Source organism: Bacteroides cutis, from assembly GCF_900241005.1.
GTDB classification, from domain to species: Bacteria; Bacteroidota; Bacteroidia; order Bacteroidales; family Bacteroidaceae; genus Bacteroides; species Bacteroides cutis.
The window spans coordinates 91,304-103,701 of record NZ_OEST01000006.1 but is presented as its reverse complement, the minus strand read 5'-3'; the positions used below and the strand labels follow the sequence as shown (position 1 = coordinate 103,701).

The following is a 12,398-nucleotide window of genomic DNA, read 5'->3' as shown; positions in this document are numbered from 1 at the left end:
AGATTTAAACTTTCAACTGAACAAGTTCTTTATAAAGTCTTTGTACCGGAAGTCCCATTATGTTATAATAACTCCCCGAGATATTTTCAACGCCGATAAAACCGATCCACTCCTGTACACCATATGCCCCAGCCTTATCCATAGGCTTGTAAGTATCTACATAATATGTGATTTCTTCTTCACTTAGTTCTGCAAAACGAACCTCTGTCTGTGCAGTGAAACTACGTTGCCATTCTGTCGTAGTGAGACAAACACCTGTAAAAACTTCATGGGTACGGCCAGACATTGTTCTTAACATACACATGGCATCCTCCCTATCCTTAGGCTTTCCAAGTACTTTCTCATCTAGCCAAACAATAGTATCGGCGGTAATCATCAACTCTCCTGGCTTCATCATATTCAGATAGGCATTTGCCTTTTCTTTAGCAATGAAGAGAGGTATATCAGCCCCTTTCAGTGTATCAGGATATGTCTCATCTACATCTGGTAAAGTACGTACTTCATAGTCCACACCCAATCCGGCCAATAAATCCTTCCTGCGAGGAGAATTAGAAGCGAGTATTACTTTGTATTTCTTTAAAATATCTAGCATAACAACATTTGCTGATTACAAATCACTAATTATTACTTTTCAATTTACGGTATTGTATCGGTATCACCACCCAAAAGCCCTTTCATCTGCCATCCAGAGTCCCTTCACCTTTAGAACTTGTTCCACGATATCACGCCCACAACCATATCCTCCTTTCTGATGGGAAATATAACGTGCTACCTCCTTTACTTCCGGAGCGGCATCTTTAGGGCAACAAGGTAATCCACACGTAGTCATCACCTCAATATCGGGAATATCATCACCCACATACAAAATCTCCTCATCACGTAGACCATGACGATCACGAAAATCCCGATAATCATGAATTTTCACGGAAGATCCCAAGTAAATATCTTCCGCTGCCAGCCCCAAAGCAAGGAAACGTTTACGTACAGCTTCGGTACGTCCACCTGTAATAATACCCAATGGAATACCCAACTTAGCAGCCAGATGCAAGGAATAACCATCTTTTATATTCACTGTACGCAATGGCTCTCCATCTGTACTCATGGAAATAACATTGGCACTCAACACGCCATCCACGTCAAAAACAAGGGCTTTTATCTTCTGCAAATCGTAATTGATTGTACTCATGCTGTATCTTTTTAATAAAGTTTTTTCAGGACAAACGATGTATACTCTCACTTATTAACCGATACAGTTCCTGTATTTGGGGTTCATCGACAAGCATCTGCAAGTGATTATTGATTACATTCTTATCGTAACGTATAGCAGGACCGGTTTGTGCAAGATGAGGATTCAGTTCATGTACCTTACGGGCTGTTTCGTCTATCAATGGCAACATCACCTCGAAAGGCAGTTCATATTTCTCCAATAAATCAGCGGCAAGAGTATACATGTGATTTGTAAAGTTACAAGTAAATACTGCTGCCAAATGCAAGCTCTTCCTTTGCTCAGAAGTTGCTTCATATACTCTTTCGGAAAGAACAGCGGCGATATCTTTCAAAAAACGGGTATCTTCTGCCGAATTACTCTCTACAAAAATAGGTATATCGCTAAAATCTACTTTACGTTGTTTACTAAAGGTTTGCATGGGATAAAACACCCCATATCGTTCAATCTGTCCTTCCCACACATTCATCGGGATACTACCAGCTGTATGCACCCACAAACCTTTCTCCTTTCCCAAAATAATCTCAGGAAGCAGTTCCACAAAAGCCGTATCCTTCAAGGAAACTATATAAAGTCGTGCATTATTGATTACAGTAGACAAATCTGTTGTATACTCCGCCTCAACGGTTTGCGCCAATACCTGCGCTGCTTCTACTGTCCGGCTGTAAATCTGAGCTATGCGAAAGCCTTTATAATAAAGTTCTTTCGCCAGATTAGTTGCTAGATTTCCAGCACCAATAAAGACAATGGAGGTGTCTTCTATACTTCTTTTCATCTTACCTAGTTGAAATTAAATATAATATACCACCGATTATTAACAATGCCACAGGCAAAAGGTAAGCAGACATTGTACCAAGCAATGCTGTTATCAACCCAAAGTTCAATATCAACCACAATCCTATGAGTACCAGCCCTACGGACTTATCACGCTTGAAACACAAGAAAACCACTGCCGTATAAAGCAAGAAATTATCCTTATTCATCACCCAAGGTAACCCCAATGTCGAAAAATGTATAAGCTTATCTATCATATAAAGAATACCGAAAACAATCAGCGTGATAGCGGTGGCTCTATATGTATCCCGATTATTGTTTGCTTTCGCCGCACTCACCGTTACTTCCCTCCATATTTATTAAGATGAATTTTTTCCCATTGCAAATTATCTTCATTAAAAGGCTTACGTTCCATACCTTTATGTCCAATAGCTATGATACTAAGTACTTGCAGTTGTAATGGAATATCAAGGATATCGTGTACATATTCACCAGAAGATATACCGGAAGCCGTAAGCCGTTCTCGAACCTGCACCCAACAACTTCCTAAGCCTATGTCTTCAGCCTGAAGTTGCAAATAAATAGATGCAATAGCAGCATCTTCAATCCACACATCACTAACCAACGGATCGGCAACGACTACAATTGCCAACGCAGCATCCGCAATGAATTGTGATGCCTGTTCCTTACAAAAAGATAATTTTTTGAGACTCTCTTTATCATCCACTACAATAAACTGCCAAGAATTGCTACGCTTTGAGGTAGGTGCCATCAACGCTGCTTTCATTAGTGTAACGACCTGTTCTTGCGTCAATTCTTCCTCCGTAAATTTACGCATACTGCGACGGACTTTTATCAATTCGCTGAAACTTTCCATTTGTGTATACTGTTTTAGTGTGAATACTTTATTAATGTATGCAAAGATACGAGATTATTTTCTAAATTTGCAGTAATGCCCTTGAAACTGACTACATATTACCGAGGAAGCCTAATACCCGAATTACCGGGTACAAACACGTTCCACTCCACCGAATTGTTTCGTATCTACGAAGCGACACCGGGATATACTCCTCTGCTCATTGTCGCTTCCGAAGAAGGGAAACCTATAGCCAAGTTACTTGCTGCAATACGAAAAAGTGTACGTCTGTTTCCACCGGGTATCATTAAGCGGTGTGAAGTCTATGGTACAGGAGAGTATTTTGATAACCTAGTAGATCGGGAAACAATCTTTAGTGATATGCTACAACGACTTACAGACGAAGCTTTGCGAGAAGCCTTTCTTATCGAATTTCGTAATTTGGATAATGCCAAGTTCGGTTATAAAGTTTTTCGTGAAAATCATTATTTTGCCATCAATTGGTTACGTGTACGTAACTCACTACACCTTGTTGCACAGGCAGAAGAATGGTTTAGTCCTTCACGCATCCGTCAAATAAAGAAAGGTTTAAAGAATGGAGCTAAAGTACGCGAGGCACATACAGCAAAAGAAATCAGAGACTTCGCTCATATGCTTCACAAAGTATATTCAGCCAAGATACGCCGCCATTTTCCAAGCAAAGATTTTTTCCAGCAACTTGAAAAACAAATGATGAGGAGCCGCCAAAGTCGTATCTTTATCGTGACTTATAAAGATAAAATTATCGGTGGAAGCGCTTGTATCTATTCAGATAAAAGTGCATATCTATGGTTTTCCGGTGGAATGCGAAAAACGTATGCACTGCAATATCCCGGTATTCTTGCCGTATGGTATGCATTGCACGACGCCAAACAACGTGGATATCACCATCTGGAATTTATGGACGTAGGTTTACCGTTCCGTAAACATGGTTATCGGGAATTTGTACTTCGTTTTGGTGGAAAACAAATCAGCACCCGTCGCTGGTTCCGCTTTAAATGGGAATGGCTGAATCGGATGCTGATCAAAATGTATGAGTAATCTCTATTATTCAATTTACTGGATGATTTTAAAAACGACTGAGCTGTAAGCACCCATTTTTATAGAAGAAGGTATATCTTTCTTTTGTTGAATTGTACCGGATACCCCTACTACTTTCTCTATCTTATCAGAAAGTGAAATTTCTACAGATAAGTTTCCAAAGTTATGAACAACCAGCATCTTTTCGTTTCCTTTAGTCATGTACCATGCAGCAATGGTTTTACCTGTAGTTGTATTACTCTCATTATAAGTACTATGTTTCGTCATTGCCCCTTCGGCTAAAGCAGGATATGTATTACGTAGCTTTGTGAAGGTAAGATATGTATTCAGTAAAGAGTTGATATTTTCCCTCTGGTCGGTCACAGGTTTTATATTAGAAGCTAAGGTTGCATCAATCTTATCAGTATAAGCAGTAGTGTAGTTGTTGTCTCCCCATAACATCGGACTACGTACATATTCATCACCATTTTCTTTTGTTCCATAAAGCCCCAGCTCCTCACCGTAATAGATATAGGGATGCCCCGGTGCAGTTAACAATACAGCAGCAGCCAATTTTTCCTTAGCTTCTGATTTACCCAACTTGGAAGCAGCACGATCTTCATCATGATTACTTAACTTAGTAGCTTCGATATAATCTTGACGATATTGCATATATTCTTGTTGATAAGAAAGAATATCATTTGCAAAATAACAACCCTGGCCATTATTTATCGCATACTCCAAACGATACCAGAATGAAAATTCAAATAATGCCGGAAGTCCTGCATAATAGGGCGCTACCTCATTATGCTCTGAAAGTACTTCTCCCACTACATAAATATCATCAGTATTTCCTTTTTGCTTATAATATGTATTCATATCATCATAGAACATCTTCAGGAAACGAGGATTTTCATCGGAAGTAGCACTATGATAAATGTGTTTCACGGCATCTAAACGGAAACCATCCACCCCTTTATCAATCCATCCTTTAGCAGCCGAAGCAATAGCTTTGTATGTAGGGGAATTAGCAGCATTCTCTATCGAACCATAATTTAAATCTGCAAACCAGTCGGTATAGAAATGAGAATGATAGTACCATAAACTCATTGAGTCAAATAAAATATTTTCAGGTGAAGAATTGGTTATAGCAAAAGCCTCTCCCAGTTTTACTTTGGAAGAAAGAGAAGATGCACCATATTTTGTACCTCCATCCCAAGTGGTATTACTTGTACGAATCAGAAAGCCCCAGTCTGTATCCAAATTAACCGTTAATTCATATTTATTATTACCTTTATCATAGAATTTCTTACAGACCCCGTTTCCATAATAAAGATATTTAGCTTCCTTCGTACTTGTATCCGGATTATCATTATCGACAACAGAAGCTTCCGTTACTGTTACTGTCGGTTTAGAAGAATCAGACCAATCAAGTACAAATTTATAACATCCTTTAAAAGCCGTACTTACAGAAAACCACTCACCTTTATTATATCCATTCCCACCTTCTTTACTTATCATTGCTATTTTACCAGCTGCAATATCAGTTTGTGGATTTTGTGAGAAAATATAGTAATCACGATATGGGCTCTCAGCAGACGCTTTCGCGTCTAAAAACCAAGGATGATCTTTACTAGTATGATTCATTACATAATCTAGATAAATCTTAATACCCAGACTATGTGCTTTGGTTACCAGCTGTTCAAAGTCGCCCATTGTTCCATATTCAGGATTTACAGTCGTATAGTCTGTTACATCATATCCATGATAAGACATTGCTGGATGAATAGGTGATAACCAGATAGCGTTTATACCTAACGAGTTCAGGTACTCCAACTTATCAGTAATCCCCTTAAAATCGCCACACTTATCCCCGTTACTATCGGCAAACGAATATACCAGCAATTGATAAGAAATATCTGCACGCTTCTGTCCATCCCACTCTATAGGAGTAGCAACTAAATTCTCCCATTCTCCCGAAGGTTCGGGATCTGGTTCGGGAACAGGCGATGCCGGATTATCATCACTACATGCCAGCATGAAACATACCAGCAAACAATACATCAGAAAAGAGATAAACTTATTCTTCTTCATGTTATTAGATTTTTTCATTAGTTATCTTTATTCAAAGATAGAGAAGAAACCGAAATATAGAGTGAACTTTGAAACCTAAAGTTATAAAGAGGTTTCGAAAACGTTTGCATGAAAACAAGGCTGTTCAGTAACGTCCAAACAGCCTTGCCATACTTATCTTACACAATTTAATATTAGAAACTGCCTGTACCGTTTCTGAAGTCCAATTTTACAACTTTACCACCTTCAATGGGCACACGCGGTTCTTGATCTCCACCTTTACCACGGTATTCAATCTTACTTTCTTTGATAACGAACTCAGATTGCCACCAGTCAACACCATCAATACCTGTTTCTGCATAGATACGCAAATCACCGGCACCAACAGTCGTGGCTTGATATGTACCGTCTGTACCTAATGTGAAAGATACTTTGGCCAATGGTTCCCAACTGCCAGCACATCCTCCTACCAAATAAATCTGCGGTTCAACCAATATCACCTTTCTATTTACAGACTTTTTATCAGCAGAAAGAGTACAAGAAACAATAATCATATAATAACCGTCATGGTCTACTACCAAGTTACTTCCTCCTGTATTATATTCACCAAATCCTTTAGGATCTTCATTCTCCGCACCAAAGTTTTCACCAGTGTCCCAACTTCTTTCATGATTAAATTTCATTTTATTATTGGCTTTCATGTAATAAATCCCCCAAAACATACCATCATGACTATGAACAGGTATCATTTCAGGAGCTACATCCCAACTCCATCCCTCACTAAATGCATCACCGTTAATATACATCTTTTCTGGAAGTTCAGCAGTGGTTGTATCCTCTGCTGTACATACAGCCTTGGCTGAGAATTTGCCGGTACGTAAATCCAACTTTAATGTTACAGTATAAATACCGGCTTTATCAATCTTAAAATTCTGACCTCCACCTTTACATTCACTAAAAGATTCCGAAATTGAGGTTGCAGCATCGCCAGTACCCCCCATATTAGTATGAATTTTGACAGTAGCCCCTTGGTAAGGAATAGACATCCCCCAATCACCAGAATAACGAAACTTCATTTCCTTTTTGTCCAAAGTCACACCTTCCAAACTAAATATCACAGAAGCCTGAGCTTCATCATAAGAAGCTGTTCCCATAGAAGTTTCACCATTCCACTGCAATGGAGTAGCATCACCTATAATTCCAAAACCTACAGGAATAATAGTCAACTGCTTATCAGCCATACTCATAGCTATATAATATAATCCATCAGTTGCAACCTTAAAAGCCTCACCGTTGGCAGATAATGCAACTGTCTCAGCAGGTGTAGAAGATATTACTTCCCCTCTGCCATAAACAGTTTGATTACCTTCAGCATCTACATTCAAAATATTGAAGCTACCACTTGCCTTCAGCCATGTATAAATACCTACTACATTAGTACCATCAGGTGCATTATCTAATGGAGCAGTAGTTAGTTGAGAAGAAGTTGCCGTTGCGCTATATATAGTAGCATCTCCTGTGATATATGTTCCCGTCTGTGCTTCTGTAATGATTTTCCAGTTATCATTACCTTCTTCGCAACTTGTTCCTATCACTAATAGCAACAGAAGAGTTGTCACATATTGAAATATCTTTTTCATATTATTTTCCGTTAAATCGTTCAACTTTTAATAACCATAATTTTGTGTCAGCTTAGTGTTCAAGCTTAATACATCTTCGTGAATCGGGAATACAGTAGTATATCCATTTGCCTCTTCTTTCAACTGTGGCCTATCTGTGTAAGCACGAGTGAACTTACCAAAACGTATCAAATCTTGACGACGTAAACCTTCCCAAGCAAACTCTCTCAAACGTTCAGCGAGTAGATTATCCAAGGTAGCATCTACATCCAAAGAAGCCCCAGCACGTTTACGCACATCATTCAACTCAGTTTGTCCACTTTCACCATTACGAACCTTCGCTTCACTTTTCATCAATAACACATCAGCATAACGGAATAGGACAATATCATTACTTTGCAACTTACCGTCATTGGTAGCAGAAGCATCCAACTCATATTTCTTCATACGCGCACCAGCAGTCTTTTCATTCGGTTTGTTAGACAAATCTAAAGTAACATCTTCCGGTACATATACCAAATCCGAACCATCATCCATCTTTATCACTCCATTCGGACCTTCAACTTTACCTGCGTAATAAGTTAATTCAAAACGCGGATCTTGTTTATTTGTATTATATCCAAACGCATCCAAAGCTTCTTTTGTCGCAGAAGAGCCATTCCACCCACCTTGCCCGTAAGCATTACCATGATTATAGTGGCGGGAACGGATTAAATTATAAAATTCATTTTTATATAAATTCGCATCCATTGGAATGGTGAAAATATTTTCTACCGAAGACTCATTCTTTAAAGAAAAGTTTGCTTCAAACTTTTTTTCCAAATCATATCCAAGAGCCTTTATTTTATCACAGTAAGCAATAGTAGCCTGCCATGCATTCATTTCAGTACCATCCACAATCAACTTAATATTCTTACCGTCCAATTTTGTAGCATCTATCCAGTTGTCATCCATATAAACTTCTGCATTTAAAGCCAGTTTAGCTAAAAGGAAATAAGCCACCGGTTTTGTCATACGACCATAATACTCACCAGTTAAATTACTGTGTGCATCACTTAAATCAGCAACAGATTCCTGTAGTTCGGTCCATACAAAATTGAATACAGCAGAACGTTCAGACTGTTTCACGTCTTCCATAGCCATGGTAGATGAAGTTACCAACGGAACACGAGCAAACATATCGAGCAGATAATAGTAATACATGGCACGAAATGCACGAACTTCTGATATATAGCCCGGTACAACTTTATTTTGCGGATCATTCTCCAATATTTCTTTTAGTTTATCTAAAGAAGTATTAGAAAGTGCCACTACTCTATAAAGATAATCCCAAGAACCCTTTACCAAATCATTTTTAGTACCCCAGTCATGTTTGAACAAACCTTGCCACAAACCACCGTCATACCAGTCCCCCCCACGTGTAGGAAGGATGGCCTCATCCGTAGTAAAAGTGTTCAAGTCATAAAGTCCTCGGTCAGTTCCTTGTAAACCGGAACCTCCACCATTAGCACCCACTTGTGTATAAAGTGTAGCCACCGTATTTAAATATACCAATGTAGAATTGGAATAAGCCTGTTCTTCCGTAATCTGATCTTTCGGGTTTTCTCCCAAGAAGTCGTCACAGGAAGAGAAGCCAAGTGTTGTTGCAGCTGCAATCAGCATGCTATATAATATTCTTCTTTTCATAATTTCCTTGAATTAAAAATTAACACTAAGTCCTAATGAATATGTACGAGACAACGGATAGAAACGTTTATCGTCTATACCAAGGTCACTACCTACCGTTGTGCTGTTAATCATTGGAGAGAGGCCGGAGTAACCTGTTATTGTGGCCAAATTATTCACAGAGAACGTTAAACGTAAAGAATTGATATTCTTTAAATTCTTGGTATTCAAATTCCAGCCTAAAGTCACATAGTCAAAATGCAGGTAGTCACCCTTTTCCAACCAATAATCGGTAACGGTCTGGTCCTTGATGTTCTTTGCCGGAGCCTCAGTCATTACATTGTAAGTAGGGAACTGGCTCATATTCATATAAGACAATGAAGTACCGTTGTAAATCTTGTGTCCAAAAGCGCCATTCATCTGTACCTGAATATCGAACTGTTTATAGCGGAAACTTACATTAGCTCCCAACAAAGCCTTCGGCATAGCCTGACCTGCCACATAACGATCCTTTCCGTCTGCCAAGTCAACTCCTTCCACTCCATCAATATCTTGGATATGATAAGTATAGTCACCGAAACCATTGTCTACCAATCCATCACATTTGGGCAAATAGAATACACCTACAGGCTGACCAACCATCTGATAAATAATCTGATTATAACCGCCGATGAAACCTGCACCATTCATTCCTCCTAAATTCATATATTCTTTGGCAGTCATTTCCTGCCCCATATATGTACCATTCAAAGAAAGCAACTTATTCTTTTGGAAAGCGACGTTGGCATTAATATTCAATTCCATATCTTTTGTTTTCAGAGGAGTAATACCCAATGCTATTTCAAAACCGGTATTACGCATGGCACCCATGTTGGCAAGTAATGTGGGATGAGTGAAAGGAGGAACCTTCACATCATAATTGTAGAGTAAATCAGTGGTCTTTGAATTGTAATAATCCAAGGTCAACGTCAGACGTTCGTCAAACATACCGAAATCCACACCTACATCGAAAGTCTTCTTAACCTCCCACTTTAAATCTGGATTGTAGTTACGAGTAACACCCATAGTCACCACAGGAACACCGTTCACAGTAGTCACACCATTAGGACTCAACAAAGAAAGAGAGTTATAGGAACTGATGGCATCCTGATTACCCGCTAAGCCATAACCAGCCCTCAACTTCAAATTACTAACAAGATCTACATCTTTCAAGAAACCTTCTTCCTTCAGTACCCATGCCAAAGAAGCAGAGGGGAAAAATGCCCATTTATTATTGGCACCCACCTTGGACGAACCATCGGTACGCGCATTCACTGTCACGATATATTTATCGGCATACGAATAGTTGACACGTGCCATGAAGGAAGCCAAACTTGGATTGTTGAAATAAGAAGTATTGTCCCCCCACTTCAGTACTGCACCAGCTTGCAGATTATTGTACATGAAATCGTCTGAACTAAATCCGTGTACCGTAGCACCAAACCCCGTATTAGTGACACGCTGTATTTCACCTAATGCCAAAGCGTTAATATAATGTTTACCGAAGGCTTTCTTATAAGTCAACATCAAGTTTGCCAAAACAGACTGTGACTTATTATCACCGCGATACGCCTCACCACGATTACTCATACCTGCCTTGATGGAAGTAGGAATATACTTCTTATTTTCCTTGACATTATAAGTATACGAACCGAATGCGCTTAATTTCAAATCATCCGTGAAACTATAAGTAATACGGGCATTAGTATTAATGTAAGCATTTGTCTCACGATCATCAATATCCAAACGTCCCAATGGATTTTGTACTTCATTGGCATCAGCATTCTCATCCCAAGTACCGGTTTCCGGATTCTTAAAACTCGGGAAGGTGGGATTATAAGAAGCTGCAGAATAGAATGTCTTTTGATAGTCGTTTACGTAACGGCTCTGCTTCAATGAACCGAACATGCCGAATTCCAGTTTCAATTTATTGTTGAACATATTCTGTACAGCATCCAATTTAGCCGTATAGTTACGCATAGTATTGTTCTTGATGATACCTTTCTGATCAATAACACCAATGGAAGCACGATAATTAGAATCGTCATTACCATTAGAGAAAGAAACGCGATGGTTTTGGGTATATCCTACTTGCTGCATTTCATCCATGAAATCGGTACTATAACCCTTATCCAAAATATTGATACCTCGTGCTTCGGCAACTGCTCTATATTGATCGGCACTCAACATATCCAAATTCTTATAAACGGTTTCAATACCGAAACTACCATCATAACTCAAGCTCTTCACACCGTTTTTACCTTTAATGGTAGTTACAACAATAACACCAGACGCACCACGTGAACCGTACTGCGCTGTTTCAGAGGCATCTTTCAACACTGTGAAATTCTCAATATCAGCAGGAGATATCGCATTCAACATACCCAGATCGCCGAAAACACCGTCAATAATAACCAATGGATCATTACCGCCGGTCAAAGAAGTTGTACCACGCACACGAATGGCAGGTGATGCCGTCGGGTCACTACCACTCTTCTGGATATTGACTCCGGCCACTTTTCCTTTAATCGCCGCCAATGGATTTACTACCACACCGGCATTCATTTCTTCACGTCCTACTTTTTGTACGGCTCCCGAAACAGTACGTTGACTTCCAGTGGCATAACCGATTACAACCACATCATCCAGTATTTCGCTGTCTTCCTTCAAAATTACATTGAGTGTTGGAGCAACCTGTACTTCTGTTGAAACATATCCTACGAAAGAGATGACGAGCATTGCTCCTTTAGGAGCTTGCAGTGAAAAATTACCGTCAATGTCAGTAATGACTCCATTTGTAGTACCTTTTTGTAGTACATTAGCACCGATAATGGGTTCACCCATTGCATCCTTTACATTACCTTTCACAGTGATGTTCTGTGCATAAGCGCCTACAGACAAGAATAACCCTAATAAAAGGGGAAGAATCGTTCGATAGATTCTAAGATTAACTTGCTTCATGCATTTAATAAATTAAAGTTAACAATATTAATTACCTATATATACTTCGAAATCTAAGTTTCGTTTAGCTCTTATTCTTCACAGTGTGATGCAACAAAAATATGATTTAATAAATTAGTAAAGAATA

General features: G+C 39.1%; 10 protein-coding genes. 1 reads left to right on the top strand and 9 read right to left on the bottom strand.

What is annotated here, in order from left to right; all coding sequences use genetic code 11:
- Positions 1-4: 4 nt before the first annotated feature.
- From C1A09_RS13295 to C1A09_RS13275, 5 genes are all read right to left on the bottom strand, one after another.
- Positions 5-592: a Maf-like protein gene (locus C1A09_RS13295; RefSeq protein WP_101545006.1), complete on the bottom strand. Its 588-nt coding sequence runs from the start codon at positions 590-592 to the stop codon at positions 5-7.
- A gap of 63 nt (positions 593-655) precedes the next feature.
- Complete coding sequence (locus C1A09_RS13290) at positions 656-1,186, bottom strand: KdsC family phosphatase (RefSeq protein ID WP_101545004.1); 531 nt, start codon at positions 1,184-1,186, stop codon at positions 656-658.
- 25 nt (positions 1,187-1,211) lie between these two features.
- Positions 1,212-2,000 carry a Rossmann-like and DUF2520 domain-containing protein gene (locus C1A09_RS13285; protein WP_101545002.1) on the bottom strand — a complete coding sequence of 263 codons (789 nt, stop codon included), beginning with the start codon at positions 1,998-2,000 and terminating at the stop codon, positions 1,212-1,214.
- Between the two features lies 1 nt (position 2,001).
- Positions 2,002-2,337, bottom strand: coding sequence for a hypothetical protein (locus C1A09_RS13280; RefSeq protein ID WP_101545000.1), 336 nt, complete (start codon positions 2,335-2,337; stop codon positions 2,002-2,004).
- A 2-nt stretch (positions 2,338-2,339) separates the two neighbouring features.
- Positions 2,340-2,876, bottom strand: a complete 537-nt coding sequence (locus tag C1A09_RS13275) for a nitroreductase family protein (RefSeq protein WP_101544997.1) — start codon at positions 2,874-2,876, stop codon at positions 2,340-2,342.
- A gap of 75 nt (positions 2,877-2,951) precedes the next feature.
- On the opposite strand from C1A09_RS13275, the gene C1A09_RS13270 reads away from it, so the two are divergent.
- Positions 2,952-3,935: a GNAT family N-acetyltransferase gene (locus C1A09_RS13270; protein ID WP_101544995.1), complete on the top strand. Its 984-nt coding sequence runs from the start codon at positions 2,952-2,954 to the stop codon at positions 3,933-3,935.
- Positions 3,936-3,950: 15 nt separating this feature from the next.
- On the opposite strand, the gene C1A09_RS13265 is transcribed toward C1A09_RS13270, so the two are convergent.
- The 4 genes from C1A09_RS13265 to C1A09_RS13250 form a co-directional block, all read right to left on the bottom strand.
- A complete protein-coding gene (locus tag C1A09_RS13265) occupies positions 3,951-6,008 on the bottom strand; it encodes an alpha-amylase family glycosyl hydrolase (protein WP_101545138.1) in 2,058 nt (685 codons plus the stop codon).
- Between the two features lie 173 nt (positions 6,009-6,181).
- Complete coding sequence (locus tag C1A09_RS13260) at positions 6,182-7,627, bottom strand: SusF/SusE family carbohydrate-binding protein (RefSeq protein ID WP_101545136.1); 1,446 nt, start codon at positions 7,625-7,627, stop codon at positions 6,182-6,184.
- A gap of 27 nt (positions 7,628-7,654) precedes the next feature.
- Positions 7,655-9,292: a RagB/SusD family nutrient uptake outer membrane protein gene (locus C1A09_RS13255; RefSeq protein ID WP_101544993.1), complete on the bottom strand. Its 1,638-nt coding sequence runs from the start codon at positions 9,290-9,292 to the stop codon at positions 7,655-7,657.
- 12 nt (positions 9,293-9,304) lie between these two features.
- Complete coding sequence (locus C1A09_RS13250) at positions 9,305-12,271, bottom strand: SusC/RagA family TonB-linked outer membrane protein (protein ID WP_101544992.1); 2,967 nt, start codon at positions 12,269-12,271, stop codon at positions 9,305-9,307.
- Positions 12,272-12,398 lie beyond the last annotated feature (127 nt).

What these genes read in the sequence shown, in the direction of transcription:
- C1A09_RS13255 (WP_101544993.1), bottom strand. Translation starts at nt 9,292, where the DNA reads ATGAAAAGAAGAATATTATATAGCATGCTGATTGCAGCTGCAACAACA.
- C1A09_RS13285 (WP_101545002.1), bottom strand. Translation starts at nt 2,000, where the DNA reads ATGAAAAGAAGTATAGAAGACACCTCCATTGTCTTTATTGGTGCTGGA.
- C1A09_RS13250 (WP_101544992.1), bottom strand. Translation starts at nt 12,271, where the DNA reads ATGAAGCAAGTTAATCTTAGAATCTATCGAACGATTCTTCCCCTTTTA.
- C1A09_RS13290 (WP_101545004.1), bottom strand. Translation starts at nt 1,186, where the DNA reads ATGAGTACAATCAATTACGATTTGCAGAAGATAAAAGCCCTTGTTTTT.
- C1A09_RS13260 (WP_101545136.1), bottom strand. Translation starts at nt 7,627, where the DNA reads ATGAAAAAGATATTTCAATATGTGACAACTCTTCTGTTGCTATTAGTG.
- C1A09_RS13275 (WP_101544997.1), bottom strand. Translation starts at nt 2,876, where the DNA reads ATGGAAAGTTTCAGCGAATTGATAAAAGTCCGTCGCAGTATGCGTAAA.
- C1A09_RS13270 (WP_101544995.1), top strand. Translation starts at nt 2,952, where the DNA reads ATGCCCTTGAAACTGACTACATATTACCGAGGAAGCCTAATACCCGAA.
- C1A09_RS13265 (WP_101545138.1), bottom strand. Translation starts at nt 6,008, where the DNA reads ATGAAGAAGAATAAGTTTATCTCTTTTCTGATGTATTGTTTGCTGGTA.
- C1A09_RS13295 (WP_101545006.1), bottom strand. Translation starts at nt 592, where the DNA reads ATGCTAGATATTTTAAAGAAATACAAAGTAATACTCGCTTCTAATTCT.